At 46.8% G+C, this 14,482-nt stretch carries 19 protein-coding genes; 6 read left to right on the top strand and 13 right to left on the bottom strand.

Annotated features, from left to right (window positions below):
* Positions 1-6 precede the first annotated feature (6 nt).
* The 11 genes from K0T92_RS25310 to K0T92_RS14305 form a co-directional block, all read right to left on the bottom strand.
* The gene (locus K0T92_RS25310; protein WP_281423151.1) at positions 7-138 is read right to left on the bottom strand and encodes a hypothetical protein; all 132 of its coding nucleotides are present in this window, start codon (positions 136-138) and stop codon (positions 7-9) included.
* A gap of 51 nt (positions 139-189) precedes the next feature.
* Positions 190-603 carry a single-stranded DNA-binding protein gene (gene ssb / locus K0T92_RS14345; RefSeq protein WP_219873162.1) on the bottom strand — a complete coding sequence of 138 codons (414 nt, stop codon included), beginning with the start codon at positions 601-603 and terminating at the stop codon, positions 190-192.
* Complete coding sequence (locus K0T92_RS14340; protein ID WP_219873161.1) at positions 597-1,118, bottom strand: hypothetical protein; 522 nt, start codon at positions 1,116-1,118, stop codon at positions 597-599. Before K0T92_RS14340 ends, ssb begins: the two co-directional genes overlap by 7 nt.
* Before the next feature lie 363 nt (positions 1,119-1,481).
* A complete protein-coding gene (locus tag K0T92_RS14335; protein WP_219873160.1) occupies positions 1,482-2,294 on the bottom strand; it encodes a PD-(D/E)XK nuclease-like domain-containing protein in 813 nt (270 codons plus the stop codon).
* Positions 2,275-3,012, bottom strand: a complete 738-nt coding sequence (locus K0T92_RS14330; protein WP_219873159.1) for a RecT family recombinase — start codon at positions 3,010-3,012, stop codon at positions 2,275-2,277. Before K0T92_RS14330 ends, K0T92_RS14335 begins: the two co-directional genes overlap by 20 nt.
* 3 nt (positions 3,013-3,015) lie before the next feature.
* A complete protein-coding gene (locus K0T92_RS14325; protein ID WP_219873158.1) occupies positions 3,016-4,644 on the bottom strand; it encodes an AAA family ATPase in 1,629 nt (542 codons plus the stop codon).
* Between the two features lie 83 nt (positions 4,645-4,727).
* Positions 4,728-4,895: a hypothetical protein gene (locus K0T92_RS14320; protein ID WP_219873157.1), complete on the bottom strand. Its 168-nt coding sequence runs from the start codon at positions 4,893-4,895 to the stop codon at positions 4,728-4,730.
* Entirely contained in the window at positions 4,879-5,052 is a 174-nt protein-coding gene (locus K0T92_RS14315) for a hypothetical protein (RefSeq protein ID WP_219873156.1), read from the bottom strand. The genes K0T92_RS14320 and K0T92_RS14315 overlap by 17 nt, the downstream gene beginning before the upstream one ends.
* 5 nt (positions 5,053-5,057) lie before the next feature.
* Positions 5,058-5,189, bottom strand: a complete 132-nt coding sequence (locus tag K0T92_RS25305; RefSeq protein ID WP_281423150.1) for a hypothetical protein — start codon at positions 5,187-5,189, stop codon at positions 5,058-5,060.
* Positions 5,190-5,196: 7 nt separating this feature from the next.
* Positions 5,197-5,847, bottom strand: coding sequence for a Rha family transcriptional regulator (locus tag K0T92_RS14310; protein WP_219873155.1), 651 nt, complete (start codon positions 5,845-5,847; stop codon positions 5,197-5,199).
* 366 nt (positions 5,848-6,213) lie between these two features.
* Positions 6,214-6,456 (bottom strand): helix-turn-helix transcriptional regulator, encoded by a 243-nt coding sequence (locus K0T92_RS14305; RefSeq protein WP_246628158.1) that lies wholly within the window; start codon positions 6,454-6,456, stop codon positions 6,214-6,216.
* A gap of 159 nt (positions 6,457-6,615) precedes the next feature.
* Between K0T92_RS14305 and K0T92_RS14300 the strand changes: the two genes are divergently transcribed.
* The 4 genes from K0T92_RS14300 (at position 6,616) to K0T92_RS14285 (ending at position 10,246) form a co-directional block, all read left to right on the top strand.
* The gene (locus tag K0T92_RS14300; RefSeq protein ID WP_219873154.1) at positions 6,616-7,245 is read left to right on the top strand and encodes a LexA family protein; all 630 of its coding nucleotides are present in this window, start codon (positions 6,616-6,618) and stop codon (positions 7,243-7,245) included.
* A gap of 390 nt (positions 7,246-7,635) precedes the next feature.
* Entirely contained in the window at positions 7,636-9,159 is a 1,524-nt protein-coding gene (locus K0T92_RS14295) for a recombinase family protein (RefSeq protein ID WP_219873153.1), read from the top strand.
* A 419-nt stretch (positions 9,160-9,578) separates the two neighbouring features.
* Positions 9,579-9,842 (top strand): AbrB/MazE/SpoVT family DNA-binding domain-containing protein, encoded by a 264-nt coding sequence (locus K0T92_RS14290; RefSeq protein WP_219873152.1) that lies wholly within the window; start codon positions 9,579-9,581, stop codon positions 9,840-9,842.
* Complete coding sequence (locus K0T92_RS14285; protein WP_219873151.1) at positions 9,839-10,246, top strand: type II toxin-antitoxin system death-on-curing family toxin; 408 nt, start codon at positions 9,839-9,841, stop codon at positions 10,244-10,246. Before K0T92_RS14290 ends, K0T92_RS14285 begins: the two co-directional genes overlap by 4 nt.
* Before the next feature lie 207 nt (positions 10,247-10,453).
* On the opposite strand, the gene K0T92_RS14280 is transcribed toward K0T92_RS14285, so the two are convergent.
* The gene (locus K0T92_RS14280) at positions 10,454-11,515 is read right to left on the bottom strand and encodes an ArsR/SmtB family transcription factor (RefSeq protein WP_219873150.1); all 1,062 of its coding nucleotides are present in this window, start codon (positions 11,513-11,515) and stop codon (positions 10,454-10,456) included.
* Positions 11,516-11,680: 165 nt separating this feature from the next.
* Here K0T92_RS14280 and K0T92_RS14275 point away from each other — a divergent pair, with 165 nt between their 5' ends.
* Both K0T92_RS14275 and K0T92_RS14270 read left to right on the top strand, forming a co-directional pair.
* Complete coding sequence (locus K0T92_RS14275) at positions 11,681-12,460, top strand: hypothetical protein (RefSeq protein WP_219873149.1); 780 nt, start codon at positions 11,681-11,683, stop codon at positions 12,458-12,460.
* 4 nt (positions 12,461-12,464) lie between these two features.
* Positions 12,465-13,358, top strand: coding sequence for a carbohydrate kinase family protein (locus tag K0T92_RS14270; RefSeq protein ID WP_219873148.1), 894 nt, complete (start codon positions 12,465-12,467; stop codon positions 13,356-13,358).
* Positions 13,359-13,945: 587 nt separating this feature from the next.
* Here K0T92_RS14270 and K0T92_RS14265 read toward each other — a convergent pair.
* Positions 13,946-14,341 (bottom strand): VOC family protein, encoded by a 396-nt coding sequence (locus K0T92_RS14265; protein WP_219873147.1) that lies wholly within the window; start codon positions 14,339-14,341, stop codon positions 13,946-13,948.
* Positions 14,342-14,482: the final 141 nt, after the last annotated feature.

Raw genomic sequence — 14,482 nt, 5'->3', positions numbered from 1 at the left:
CCTCCCTTATCTGTCATCCCGCAGCCACACAATGCGCCGCTCAAAGTTATAGTTAACTGGTGTAAAGCCCGGGTAGGCCAGCGCAAAATAGCGCTGTACCTCCCGGTAAAATTCGTCAAGGTCATTCCCTGCTATCATCCAAATCCGCTCTGATACGCCCGATTGCATTAATGGTTTATCGTTTATCATCTAGAACGGAAGGTCATCATCTGATATGTCAATCGGTCGTCCATCATCCGGGAACGGATCGCCCTGCCCCCGTTCTGGAGAGGACTGAGGTGTCTGGCCGCGCTCCAAGAAACGAACATTGTCCGCTACAACCTCAGTTATATAAACCCTGCGGCCTTCGTTGTTCTCGTAGTTCCGTGTCTGTATCCGCCCCTCGACGGCGCACAGACGGCCCTTGCGTAAGTAGTTGGCGCAAGCCTCCGCAGTCTGACGCCAAGTCACGATAGGGATAAAATCCGCTTCCCTTTCGCCTTGACCGCTGCTGAACGGCCGATCCGTTGCAAGTGTAAATGTCGATGTCGCATGACCTGACGGTGTGTATCTTAATTCAGGGTCTTTAGTTAAGCGACCGATTAAAATCACCCGATTCAGCATCGACCTTCCGCCTCCATAATGGATAGTAAATCAGGTTCACGCTGGAGCCTGACCGGCAAAACTAAATAGTTGATTTCTGGAAAGTATAAAGGCTGATGAGGCCCTGTTCCGACCACTTTCAGGCCAATGTCCGAGGCCGCTTCCAAGTATGACGATTTGATATAAATGAACTGATCGCCAATTCTAAATACCCTAAGCAGGTCATTGTCAATTTGTCTTAAATAAAGTGTCCATTGAGCTTCCTTCTCGTTCTCTTTGGAAGGGAAAGGAAGTTTTAAAGCTTCTGGTTTTTTCACACTAATCCCCGACATTTTTGACAGTGTTTCATTAATATTTGGAGTCTCACCTTCAAAAGTCGTCAATAACGTAACCTTGATGTCTGTCGGAAGTTCGGTGAATTTCACACCCCAGTGACGGTTTGTAATTAGGTGTTCCTCTCCGTTGAAAGACCAGATTACTTGATTACGGCTTGCTCTTATCTGTTTGCAAAGTGCTTTTGTATTCAATACAGCCATTGTTATATGCTCCCTTCAATAAATATTCTGTCGTGCCTATTTCCCGGACCGATCGCCTAAACCTTATCCCGGCAGGATCACGATCCAGCCAATGGTGACAGGCTACGCAAGCATGAAATAGATCATCTACGGTTGTCTTATGCGGGATAATGCGCCGTCCTATTGTATGGGCTCTCTCGGCAGCTGGAGCGCCGCTACAGCGCTCCTTAACCTCGCAGATGCCCTTTGACCTTGCCTTTAGCTGCTTGTCCACCTTGGCGCTTATGTCACCCATCTGCTTTTGTGTAGGATTTACACGGACTGATTTGCCAGGTTTAGGGCAAGGATGAAACTCGCCAGATAGGTCTGTAATGACCCGGGCCATCAGTACACCGCCAGTTCAGCGTAATGCTTGATGTGCTTGAGCTTTTTCGTCTGCCGGCAGTAGTCGCACTTCTCACACCTGTCCGGCGCAGCTTCGCCCGATTTAACGGCCTTGACGCGCTCTATATGCTTGGCGACTATAAGCAGCTGCTGTTCTATAAGATCGTAGTCAAAATAGATAATTTCGTGGTCTGGCGGGTCCTGCTTGGTCACGATAACCATGTGAGGCAGCAAAGGGTTGTCCCTACCGATTACAATCTGTTCAACCTTTGCATAGACCGACATTTGGATGTTATAGCCGTAGTGGTCGAGGAAATTTTCATAGGCTTGCACTTCTTTGTTCCAAAACTTCCCGTCAATTTCTTTCAATGCTTTCAGGTCTGCGAAAATACCTGCTTCGGGCTGATAGCTATCGAGCATCACCTTCCACTTGATCCCGAATAGCTCCGCGGTAAATATGACCTCTTTTTGCCCGGCCAGTGCCTTCATAACGAGCGGATCATTCTCCAGCACCTCTATCATCTTGTTACAGTGTTGGAAGTTCGACTTGAGCTGACCCGCTGTAGGGCCGCGGCTGCTGAAAAGGTCCGGGTTGTTTGCCTTAAATTCAGCAAGCGTCCCTTCGTTCCAGGCATGGACATAATGACCTTCCATGAAGGCAGCTTTATCCGGTCGCTCGTATTCCCCTGCCAGTTCGGCCATGCTTCGGGCTTCGCAACCTCCGTAAGCGGGCAGAAAGCCCTTGAACTGGCTGACGCTCATATAGTACCGATTAGCTTCCAGACTGAAATAATTACTCTTGGTCAGTTGCATTTGGCTCCACCTCGCTTTCAACATTCAGCGGGCTCTGCTGTTTCGGGCGCGGCTGCCGGCCGAAGTCGAATTCACCGCCTGCTTCGAAGGCAAGTCGTTGCTCCGCATCAAAGTCGATTTCGATCGTTTTGCAAAGGCGCCGCAGCACGGTCCGTTTGTACATTTCGCCTTTGGATTTATCCCATGTGTCACTACCCGGATTCTTGCCGTAGTTGGTACGAACACCTTCGATTTCTTCCGCGCTCATAGATTCATACACCATACCGCCGTCGTTGTATTGAGCAATGGCAAAGCTACCCACAATGGCGCTGTTATTAAACGGCAGCGGGTTAAAGTTGATAACCGGTCGACCTTCTACTACGGCCTCCTCGAATCCGTCGCCCTCTCGGACGTTCTTGGCGTATATGTCGATTAGGGGCCGGACACTGTGCTTTTTGACAAGCTTCATCTCGCCCTTGTAATCAGTCTGGAATCGCGCCCCTGCGCCTTCGGTGATGACATGGCATTCTTTGGCGTTAAAATCAAGTCCAAGTATCGCGCCTTTAAATAGTTGTTGAGCAATATCATCCGCATCAATCCGGTCGACGCCCCGAACATCCGGCAGATATGCTTTGCAGTTCTGGACAAACCGCACCGCGTTGAAGCCAGAAGGCAAAGCGTCGTGCTTTGCCTCCAACAAATCCTCCAGAGCCGCTAAAACTTGAATGTCAGTAGCCATCGCTTACCCCTCCACCGATTCAATTTTCAAAGGTTGTCCCTCAATCGTGGACAATAGAAAGTACTGGTAATCGTCCGTCTGAGCTGCCGCGATGATTTCTTGCTGGCGGCTGCCGAGGTTTTGCCATCCATCGATGCAGATGACCTTCAACTCGCCCGCCTGAGCCTTGGCAAGCTTAAAGGCAAACGCCCACGCCTCGCCTTCCGACAATCCATCAATCAGTGTTCCGTCAATCCGGATCCGCCCCTGCGCATCCACGGACAGCCCATCCACCGGCAACGCCGCGGTCTTGAGCAATTCCATCGGCAAATCCCGAGCCGTTTGAATTTTGGCCGTCAGCTCCGCACTTTGCTTCTCCTTCGGTGCCAACTTCTCCCGGATAATGTCGTTCATCCGTTGCCATTCTCGGAGGTATTCTTTCATGCCGGCAGCTTCGTCCGCTGCAGCTTTAAGTGGGGCTGGATCCACGTAAACCGTATCCTTAATGACCTGTTCCGCGTTTCCAGACTTAGCCCTCTCTGTTGCAATCAGGTTAGCCTCGTGGTCGACAATCTTGTCCAAGTCTCGGCGTTCGAGCTCCGACAAGCCCGAAAGCTCCGTACGTTTCGTCGCGATTTGTTCTTTATATTCCGCGGCAAATACTTGGCTTTGTTCGACTTCTTGCCGGATGCCGTCGCGCTCTGACTGCTTTTTCGCTTGGTATTGCAACCGCAAGCGCTCAATCGCCTGTTCCATCTCCGCGTCCAGCCTTACGCCTGAATCCGCTATGCGCCGGTCGGCGTCGTCAATGACCGCCTGCTCGCGCTGCACATTGTCCTCAAGCCGCTTGATTGCGCCGCCAAGGTTATCACGTTGCCGGCTATATTCGAGTCGCTTCGACTCGGTAGCCGTCTCGGAACGGCGCCTGATATCGTCGAACCGAAGCGACAGCCCGTCAATGAGAGACTGCGCTTCCGCCAATCGTTTGTTGGACTCATCTGCATCAGATAGCTGCTTGTACAACATTTGAAGGTTGACAGTCTGCCATTGTTCGCCGTCGTAATTGGCCGGCAGATTGCGTTTAATACCTTCAATATTGGCTTTGAGTAACGTGATTTCACGGTTCAAGCTTTCACGTTCCGCGTAGTATCCGGCCTCAATCTGCTTAAGAATTTGAAGAATATGCAACTGGTAGTCCGCCTCTGGGACCTCCCCGAACCATGCCTTAATGTCATCTACCGTCCAGCCGATCTGGAGCATATTTAGAATGATTTCGGTTTGCCTTTTGACGTCTTGCTGAATAAATTCGATAGGACGGAAGATATCGCCGTTGATCATTTTCCGGAGGAATGCCTCCGTACTGGAGACGGCTTTGCTGTCGTGCTTCACCTTCAAATAGTCCGCTTTCTCTGAGCGCACCTTGCGCACGATCTGCAAACCATCCTCCAGCTCAACAAGCAGTTCCGCCTCTTCCGCGCCGTGGCTAATGACTTCCGTCCGCCTGCTTTTATTAGTAAGGGCCTTCTCCATGCCTTCGATAATGCTTGTCTTGCCAGTGCCAGAGTCCCCGATAATCTTCGTGATTTTTCCCGGCGAGAAGGATTGTTCCTTAATGCCGATCCAGTCTTTTATCTCAATCCGTTTAATATGCAAAATAATTCCTCCCATTTACACGCCGCCAAATATACGCTATACTGACGGCATTATTTGATTTGTATTGCAGGCTCATGCGGCTCCTACCCCGCAATAGCCAGATTTAATGCGTTGATCTCTCCATCAAGCCAGCATAATGCTGCTGGTTTGACGGACGGATCAATCGCCACTCTCCCGTTCTCAATCCTCCAGCGGATGCGCTGGAGCTCACACTTCCTCCAATGCAGCTCCTGTCTAGTCCCCAAAGGCATAATGCGTTACCCCCAAACCGTTTTGATGTGCAGCCTGCAGCAGGCGCATGATGTTCACCTTTGTTGAAAAATCCCAGCCGTTCAGCCATTCAACCGTCTGTGCCTCTTCCTCGTTCATTGGACGGCCTATTAGTTGTTCAATGATGTCTTTGTCCAACTTTCCTATGACCTCCTTCCATACAGACTTAACAGCGTGTTTTCCTTTTCTAGCGCCGTAATGCGCGCTTCTAAATTCAGAATCAGCGCCTCCAACTCTTCTTTGTAAGCCAGCAGTTGAGCAACACGATCTCTCATTCTCATGTTAGACCTCCTTTCGTGGATGCCACGCATCCACATATTTGATAACTGACTGTAGATCCTTTCGCAGCACATCGCGGTAGCTCGGTACACCCCAACGGTCCTTAATGTCCCGGTACAACTCCCGGAAAAGCTTGGAACGCTCTTCTGTGTCAGCAGGGAACTCATATACCCTAGAACTAACGGCCCTCTGCACACGGCGCTGTTCACCTTGGGTGAGAGTGATTTGGGTCTCAACCTTGTTGTCGATTTCCTCAAGGCGCGTCTCTATCTGCGGCAGCTTGTCCATCATGTCCGCTGTCTGCCGGAGTGCTATGGATATAGCTGCCTGGCTGTCCAAGGCTACTGGTCTTTGAAGCTGCTCGCGCATCCTGCCGAATTCCGAAATGTACATTTCCTTGAAGCGAGCTGCTTCTTTGCCGGTATATCCCATGACAAGAAAAGCGAATCCCTGTTCAGTGATAAGGTATTTTGGGTATGTGCGATTCCTTGAATCGGTGTAGTCAATCTGCACGAAATTGTGCTGATTGAATTCTTCGCTGCATTCCAACTCCCTTACGTCCTGCATGACACGACGATGTTCTTTACCAAATGTCTCAGCTACCGTCAAACTGTCTGTTACCGGCCTGCCGTTTTCAATGCGTACAAGGTTCATCTAATCCCCTCCCGTATATTTGCCGTCATGTATAGCCTGTACAGCATCCAAAGCTGCCTTCATTTTTGATGGGCATTTTCCCACTCCAAAAAAGGCCTCAACCACTCTATGTTTATCTTTTTGACGCTGGAGGATAAACACATCTACTCCGATGCCGCTTACGATATGGATGTTCACCGCGTAACACTTACTTGTTGTTGATTGCGTTAGGTCTAGCAGTTTAGCTAGATTGTTCTGCAGTGTGTTCTCCTCCTTGTCCGGTTTCGATCCGAATCAACTCTTTCAGAACAATCCTCGCCCACATTTCTACAAGGCGCTGTGGGTTTGGATGGAGGACAGTTTCAACGGTGGCCGTAATATTATTCTTCACATCACACCGCCCTTGTTGTTTTGTGTCTTTTTATGACACTCTACTTCAAAAAAATTTTCAAATGGAACATCCAACAATTGTCCCAGCTTTACAATTTCGTCAACATAGAAACGAGCATGTCCATTCTCTTTCTTTGAGTAACCAGTGACAGACAACCCCAAACTATCCGCCACATCTTTACTCTTTTTTCCACAATTTACACGAGCTGCTTTAACAGTAAGTTTGATAGGTTCAGCCATTTTATCTTCACCCCTTTCGTGTCTTTATATGACACAATCAGAATACCATCACTTCCAACTACCGTCAACATTAAAAAGACACGAAATAACATTATTGTTGCATTTCGTGTCTTTTTGTGGTTAACTATTATCAAGCCATTTAATGAAGGGGAATTTGAAATGACCAATTCAAGCGACTCGAAATTATTTTACATACATGTGGGCAAAAACATAAAAAAGTATAGAGATCTGCGAAATTATAGTTTACAGGCTCTTGCTGAAAAAATCGGATTAACTAAGAAAACAATACAGCGGTATGAAAACGGTGAGATCAAAATTGATATGAACCGCCTCTCAGACATCGCTGAAGCACTCGAAGTATCTGTATCCCAACTAACTCAAGGGGCACAATCATTTTTAGGGATGGAGATGGTCGAAGTGCCTATATACGGGGAGATCCGGGCTGGGTATAATTCGCTCGCTCGTGAAGATATTGTCGGGTACGAGATTATGTCTAAAGATTCAATGCAAGACGGGGAATATTTTTACTTAATAGTAAAAGGGGACTCCATGGTCGAAGAAGGCATACATGAGGGCATGAGGGTACTTGTTAAGAGCCAGAACAACTGCGAACAAGGAAAGATTGCTGTCGTTATAGTTGACGGCGAGGAAGGCACACTCAAGAGGGTTTATTACGAAGGTGACACCGTTGTCCTGCGAGCTTCGAACAGAAATGTTCCGCCTCGAATTCTGCCGATCAATGAAGTAATGATTCAGGGTCAAGTAAAGAAGGTTGAGTTTGACGTATGATTGAAAGAACGTCCATTTACTATGATTGTTCAGTTCCCAAATGGATAATCGTTAAATTTCAGAGAGGAAGAATTGATTGGAGCGCCACAAGTTTATTCGTTCCATCCCCCTCCCCCACTTGTACGTATGCTTATGAGGACTTCCTTGACGATCAGATTAGCTTGACTATTGAGCAGGCTGAATTAATCACCAGGTATGATAAGCCGAATCACATAGGAATCTATCTTCCAATGGTAAAGCGGCGTATTAACAAGATTCGTGGAGAAAAGTATACTCCCTCGTTCCTGATGACAGACATCGAGCAATTTATCATTTGCATAACGGATGTTATGAGTGCAAATTTCAATACGAACCCTAATTTTTAAATGTAACGAATTGGGAGGGTGCTACATGCAAATAAATAAATTAATCAGAGCAGCAGCCTACCCTCGATACAGCTCAGACAATCAACGTGAAGAATCCATTACTGCTCAAATGAGAGCCATAGAAGCATATTGCCAACAAAAAGGTTATGTAATCGTTGATATCTATCCAGATGAAGAGTTAACTGGCACCGTCGATCGCAGGCCAGAGTTTCAGCGCATGATTGATGACAGTTACAAACGCTTATTCGATGTGGTTGTTGTGCATAAACTGGATCGCTTCGCCCGCAACCGGTATGACAGCGCTCATTATAAACGCATACTGAAAAAGAATGGAATAAAAGTTGAATCGGTATTGGAACAACTAGATGGCTCTCCCGAATCAGTCATCCTTGAGTCAGTATTAGAAGGAATGGCCGAATACTATAGTTTGAATCTGGCCCGGGAAGTAATGAAGGGGATGTTTGTAAACGCGGAGCTTGGTATTCATACAGGTGGTCGCCCTGCATACGGACTAAGAGTAAACCCAGAAACGAGAAAGTACGAAATAGACGAACGTACCTACCGTGCTGTTCAAATTTATTTCGATGGCATTGATAATGATGTGCCCAATCCGGCAATTGCAGCTCGGTTAAACGAAGAAGGATTTCGTACACAAACAGGAGAAGAGTTTACCGCCAATAGTTTTTATGGCTGGGCAACCAACCGCAAGTACAAAGGGGACTACGTTTATAATGCGTCATCTGCTAAAGATGAGGAGGGAAAGCGCAACACCAATAAAAAGAAGCCAGAGAGCGAACAAACTATCATTCCAGGTATCATTCCTGCGATTATATCAGCCGAACAATGGGATCGGGTAAATGAGAAATTTAAAAGCCGAAAACGCACCCCGGGAAGGATGAAGGCGAAGGTGGTCTATTTGTTGAGCGGGAAAGTCTACTGCGGGAATTGTGGCGCTTTATATTCTGGGAACTCCTATAAGAACAGTAAGAGTAGCGAAAACACTTTGCTGACCTATTATAAGTGTCAGGCGAAGTGCGGAAATACCAGTGTGCGCAAAGAAGATCTCGAACAGTTGGTCATGGAGAAACTTGTATACAACTGCTTCACAAATGAAGGCATGTTGGATATCGCAAAGCGAGTGCAAGAACTTTATTTGCGTGAGAAAAAACAGTCCATGAGTGACGTCGAACCTATTAAGCGCGAACTATCTGAATTGAACGTTCAAATAAAGAACTGGACAACAGCTATCGGGGCAGGCGTAATGAGTGTAATCGATAACATCAAACAGGCTGAACAGCGTAAAGAAGCTCTGCTCTTTGCATTACAACGCGCGGAGTTAATGGATAAAGCTAAGACAGTAGATGAAGAGCTAGTTTATAAAGTCCTTGAAAATAAAAAGAACTCCCTGAACTCATCGGATGAAAACGATAAGAAGGAAGTCCTTCAGGAATATGTAGATCGTATCGTGATCCAATCGTCCACTGATATCAACCATTATGACGCGGAAATCACGTACAGGGTTTTTAATGGTGGAGGCGAGGGGATTTGAACCCCTGTCCGAAGACAATAGTACGATTCGGTTTAATAATATTCGAATGCTTGCTAATAAAATCAACCATGCGTCCTCGCACTCGTTGCCACGCAAAAGTTCCAAAATTTCACGGCACACCGCTTGGGATCATATTTCCTATATGTTTCAAACAGACCCACTCCAAATTGAGGATTTAGATACTAATCCTCCCCCTTTATACATGCGTTATTACAATCCTACCTATGAAATGTTATTAAGGAGTTTGATTTATTTATTATCATTGTAATACATATCACTCATTGCGAACCTATGACAGAAAACAACTACCCGATAAACTAGTCGTTGCAAGGAGGAGTCCAAATATTTTTCGTTGAACATCAAATCAATTCATGTATAATTGTTATAACAATTGAATAGGATGATAAGGAGGGACCCTAATGAATAGGATGGTTGAGATGGAACGAAAAGTGACCAAATTCGGCAACAGCCTAGGTATAACCATGACTGATGCTTTGAAGCAAATTGGATTGGATCAGGGTGATACAGTCAGCATCGATGTTAGCCCAGACACAGGGGAAATCGTCATTAGGAAATCGACGAAAGTTTCCTTACCTGACGGAATTAGTACGGACTTCATGGATAAATTGACTGATGTCATTGAGGAATACGATCAAACGCTTCGCGGGCTTAAAGACAGATGACATCCATCCGCTATCTATCCGTCCAAGAAGTGATAGCTATCAATGTAGCCATGATTCAACGTTATAGCCCGGGTGAACATATAGGAGTAAAAGAACCAGGAATGCTCGAATCAGCTGTCCATCGACCTCAATCTTCAGTCTTTGGTGAAGATGCTTATCCCACTATTTTTGAGAAAGCTGCTGCTTTATTCGAATCGCTGGGGCAAAACCATCCTTTTCACAACGCAAATAAACGAACAGCATTTACAGCACTGGTTATATTTCTACTTTATAATGACTTGCACTTTAAGATGGATACAAAGAAAGCCGAGGATTTTACGGTGGATATGGTTAATCATCGATTCGACCGTCAACAAACCGTTGTGATCATTGAAGCTCACTGCATGTCGATTCCAGAATCATAAAATGCAAAAACCCCTATAGGCGTGCTGAACGATCTCAAAAAAAGGTATAATCTCCTCGAAATAATGAGGGATTATACCTTTTTTGCTGCAGAGGATCTTCAATAAGCGAAGCGACTTGTTTGGATGTGGATGAGTATGAGCTGGCGCGTCCATCGTGAAAAGGCAGCCGGGATTCTGCGATCATGCCTCATCGCTAAGGGTGGATTTCTATTGAAAATAGTGACTAAATTCCTCGAGCGGCTTGATCAGCTTTGCTCCGTTAAGGGAATAGTAGGAGCGGTTATCTGCGCGCTGAAAAGTGACCGCACCGATTTTCTGCAGAAAGGACATATGATACGACACGGTTGCAGGCGTAATCTGCAGCTGTTCCGCAAGCTCCTGCCCGAACCATGGCCGCTTGGACAACAGCTTCAGAATTTCAATTCGGTTGGGGTCCGACAATGCTTTGAAGAAACTCGAATACTTGTCGGCAAAAATATTTTTCCGGAAGAGCTGATCCGAATAGGCGCCGAGAATAAACCAGTCCGGGCTGTCTTCTTTATCATACAGTGAATAATGGTGCCAGCTTACATATTTAAAGAAGCTTAGATGGATATGGAGATCCGGCTGTCGGCTGGCTTCGAGGTTCATATATTGCTCCACGAAAGCAGAAGGGTTCTCATCCAGCATGCTCTGATACTTCCCTTGTTCGTCTGAGATCCATTGCAGGATTCGACTCTCCAGCGGAGAGTAGCAGCGGGTATAGACCTGTGTCAGCAGCCAGCAGAACCGCTGTTTGGTTTCCTCCGGATTGCGGAGGCTTTCGATGACACGCTCACGCCTTACAGGATCTTGAAACTCGACCCCATTGACAAGCTGAAGCATCTCTGCGGCACTATGCTGCAGTTTATCCCATTGCTTCGTATGTGCCTGAGGCATCTTGTTCTTCCCGACGCTGCTCACGATATGAAATGCCAGTGCGGTGGCATCAGACCTCTGAAGCACGTTCAGAAGCGAAGTTACCTCTGTCAGCTCCGGATGCGACAAGATGTATTTATAAAGAATGTAACCTAAGCCAGACAGATCGAAAAAATATTCCAGTTCCCGCTCCAAATAAACGGATAAGCCGGCGCTCATTTCATCAAGAGCGGTTACGATTTGCCTGCTCGGCTCCAGATCACATTCACGAATCATCGTATAGTAATGCTCTTTGGTCCCCAAAGCAAACAAGGAGTAGAGATACTCGAATGGCGGATGAATGTGCAGCGTGATTGGTTGGGATGGGGCCATGAGTGAAACCCTCTTTCAAGGTTCATTGTATTAGATAATGATCTAATCCGGTTAATTATAAAATAGGACCAATCAAGTGTCAAACAGGGGCATCCCTCTTGATAAGGGGATCGGATTCGCATACAATCGAATTAGATAGATATCGAACATAAAAAGGGTGATTAGATGAATATGAAAGGACATCTGCTAGAGCGGTTGGATGGAATCGCGGATGCTGTAAGCCGGAGGCCTGAAGGCCTCGCCTTGTTGGGAGTAGGTTCCGTGGGATCGGAGCTCAATCGCCTGGATGAGTATTCCGATCTTGACTTCTTCGTGATCTGCAAGGAGGGGACGAAGGAGCGGTTTCTGGAGCACTTCGATTGGCTGGAAGAACAAGGTCCGATCGCTTATCGTTTTAAAAATACGGAAGACGGCTGCAAGCTCCTTTACCAGGATGGGATTTTTTGCGAGTACGCCGTGTTTGAGCCCCAAAGGCTGCAGGAAATTGCTTATACTGGCGGGAGAGTGGTTTGGAAGTCCGACGACTATACCATCTCCGAATGCTCCCTTCCTTCAGAGGGTCAAGGGCATAAAGCGCCCGATACAGAATGGCTGATCGGTGAAGCGCTTACCAATCTGTATGTAGGCTTGTGCCGGTATCATCGGGGGGAACAGCTATGCGCCCATGCCTTTATTGAAAGATTCGCCGTCGATCGGGTGCTGGATTTGATTGCATTGATCGAGAAGCCGCAAGCTATCACGGAGGATCGTTTCATGATCCATCGGCGATTTGAGTTCAGATATAAGCAGCATGCTCCAATACTTTCGCAGTGCATAGCCGGGTATAACAACTTGCCGCAGTCTGCGGAAGCGATTCTGAATTTTCTCGATCGTGAATTTTCTATTAATGCTGCGATGAAACAAAAAATACAACAACTATGCCACGTCCGCAAAGGAGAACAATAAAAGAATGAAGATACTGATTATCGGCGGTACAACGTATGACTCTATCATTTATTTGCCGCAACTGCCTGAGCCTAAGCCGCAAACGATCCATTATGCTCCCTTTCATGAAACGATGGGCTCGACCGGAGCGGGCAAGGCTATTCCTCTATCGAAGCTTAACAGGAGCCCCATACTTCATTCGATTATCGGAAATGATCCCTACGGCCACAAGATTATCGACGACCTTGAGAAGGAAGGGGTACATTTCATCTATGATTTCGATCCCAATGGAACGGAGAGACATGTGAACCTGATGGATCCGCAGGGAGGCCGAATCTCGATTTTTGTTACGCAATCCTCTGTGGAGCTGCCTCTTGATATGGTTAGGCTGGAGCAATGTATTGAACAATGTGATCTCGTTGTCCTTAATATTATCGGATATACGAAGCAGCTTATACCGCTTGTGAAGAAGCATCGTAAGCCTGTCTGGACGGACCTGCACGATTATGACTTGGGCAATCCTTACCACGAAGATTATATCGAAATTGCCGATACCATCTTCTTAAGCTCCGATCAGTTGGATGATTATCGAGCTGTGATGATGAAGTGGATCGCACAAGGGAAAGAATTGGTTGTTTGCACCCATGGCAAAGGAGGCTCAACTGCTTTGACAAAGGAGGGCAAATGGTTGGAAACACCGATCATACCGGATTATCCTTTTGTTGATGCGAACGGGGCTGGAGACAATTTCTTCGTGGGGTATCTATACGGATTCATGAACGGAAAATCGGTGGAGGAGAGCTTGAGGCTGGGCACGATCTGTGCAGGATTGTGTATTTCCTCCAAAGAGCTTGCGTGCGGTGAATTAAGCGAATCGCTTCTGGAGCAGGAGTATCGGAAGTATTACGGCGGATTGTAGATTTGCTGAATCACAGCTCGCCCCCATCACCAAGGACTGGCCAAAAAGTCCTTTTTGGAAATCTCAACTCACTTTAAGAAGTGGCACGATGTGGAATGCCTGCGATCATGGGACAGTTAACGTACTCCTCGCCAGAGGACGATCAGTAACTCAAACACCGAGACAAGCGAGCTGCGAGCCAGGCGAAACCTGCGAAACGGCAGCCTTTTGCTCGTTTCTGACCCCATGAAGGTGAAATGCCTGCCAGAGTGCAGGTATTTCACCTTTGTTTCTCCTTAACGGCCGATTTTTACTCAAATTCATGCATGATCGCAGGAATTTAACCATTATGGGGTCTTGCAGCCGAAATTCCTGCACATTCGCAGGCTTCTTACTCTGTCACGCTGCCTTCATAACAGTTGGAGAAGGGGTTGTCCAGAAAGTTGTTAGATGCTTTCAGAGTCCCCACTAAGTCGCTATATACAATGATAGGGATGCTTCCAGCCCCACTTTTTAGTGGTTTCGAGGCATCCTCATATCATTTGGGACTGATCATTCGATATTGGACTTTTCGGACAGCCCCTTGGTGAGAAAAATACAAGGCAAGTCTATTTGGCGTTCTCATCTGGTTGATGGATGCCAAAAATATTGCCTTCCGTGTCGATATAATAGCCTTGCCACGCCATTCCAGGAAGGGCGTACTTGGGTAATGCGATTTTGCCTCCATGATTAAGAATTTTCGCTTCCGTAGCATCGTAGTCTTCTACACCCATCGTACATGCATAGCCATTCACAGGCTGGCCTTGCTCCGGGGAAGGCCCTTGGCGCTTCACCAAAGCCCCGTTAATTCCAAGCGCGTTTGCGTCACCCGTTACAGCTCCAAAATAGGGCATTCCCGCATAGCTGCTCCAATCCTCAAAGGTCCATCCGAATACCTCTCCATAGAACGTCTTGGCACGCTCCATATCATCAACATGAACCTCAAAATGAACTAATCTGCCCATAATTACCTCCTGTGTACTGAATTTTAGTATCCCTTTAATTAATTAGGTTTTCTATTGGACTTTCCTGCTTTAGTATTTTGGTTTTGTGGTAAATTATCCATTTGTTATACCTGCTCTCATTGGAGATCATATTCATACATG

The organism is Paenibacillus oenotherae, from assembly GCF_019443105.1.
Lineage (GTDB): Bacteria > Bacillota > Bacilli > Paenibacillales > Paenibacillaceae > Paenibacillus_Z > Paenibacillus_Z oenotherae.
This window is presented reverse-complemented; position numbering and strand designations above follow the sequence as displayed.

Bases quoted from the DNA above. Each gene is read 5' to 3' on its own strand.
- K0T92_RS25310 (WP_281423151.1), bottom strand. From the start codon at position 138: ATGATAGCAGGGAATGACCTTGACGAATTTTACCGGGAGGTACAGCGC.
- ssb (WP_219873162.1), bottom strand. From the start codon at position 603: ATGCTGAATCGGGTGATTTTAATCGGTCGCTTAACTAAAGACCCTGAA.
- K0T92_RS14340 (WP_219873161.1), bottom strand. From the start codon at position 1,118: ATGGCTGTATTGAATACAAAAGCACTTTGCAAACAGATAAGAGCAAGC.
- K0T92_RS14335 (WP_219873160.1), bottom strand. From the start codon at position 2,294: ATGCAACTGACCAAGAGTAATTATTTCAGTCTGGAAGCTAATCGGTAC.
- K0T92_RS14330 (WP_219873159.1), bottom strand. From the start codon at position 3,012: ATGGCTACTGACATTCAAGTTTTAGCGGCTCTGGAGGATTTGTTGGAG.
- K0T92_RS14320 (WP_219873157.1), bottom strand. From the start codon at position 4,895: ATGCCTTTGGGGACTAGACAGGAGCTGCATTGGAGGAAGTGTGAGCTC.
- K0T92_RS25305 (WP_281423150.1), bottom strand. From the start codon at position 5,189: ATGAGAGATCGTGTTGCTCAACTGCTGGCTTACAAAGAAGAGTTGGAG.
- K0T92_RS14310 (WP_219873155.1), bottom strand. From the start codon at position 5,847: ATGAACCTTGTACGCATTGAAAACGGCAGGCCGGTAACAGACAGTTTG.
- K0T92_RS14305 (WP_246628158.1), bottom strand. From the start codon at position 6,456: ATGGCTGAACCTATCAAACTTACTGTTAAAGCAGCTCGTGTAAATTGT.
- K0T92_RS14300 (WP_219873154.1), top strand. From the start codon at position 6,616: ATGACCAATTCAAGCGACTCGAAATTATTTTACATACATGTGGGCAAA.
- K0T92_RS14295 (WP_219873153.1), top strand. From the start codon at position 7,636: ATGCAAATAAATAAATTAATCAGAGCAGCAGCCTACCCTCGATACAGC.
- K0T92_RS14290 (WP_219873152.1), top strand. From the start codon at position 9,579: ATGAATAGGATGGTTGAGATGGAACGAAAAGTGACCAAATTCGGCAAC.
- K0T92_RS14285 (WP_219873151.1), top strand. From the start codon at position 9,839: ATGACATCCATCCGCTATCTATCCGTCCAAGAAGTGATAGCTATCAAT.
- K0T92_RS14280 (WP_219873150.1), bottom strand. From the start codon at position 11,515: ATGGCCCCATCCCAACCAATCACGCTGCACATTCATCCGCCATTCGAG.
- K0T92_RS14275 (WP_219873149.1), top strand. From the start codon at position 11,681: ATGAATATGAAAGGACATCTGCTAGAGCGGTTGGATGGAATCGCGGAT.
- K0T92_RS14270 (WP_219873148.1), top strand. From the start codon at position 12,465: ATGAAGATACTGATTATCGGCGGTACAACGTATGACTCTATCATTTAT.
- K0T92_RS14265 (WP_219873147.1), bottom strand. From the start codon at position 14,341: ATGGGCAGATTAGTTCATTTTGAGGTTCATGTTGATGATATGGAGCGT.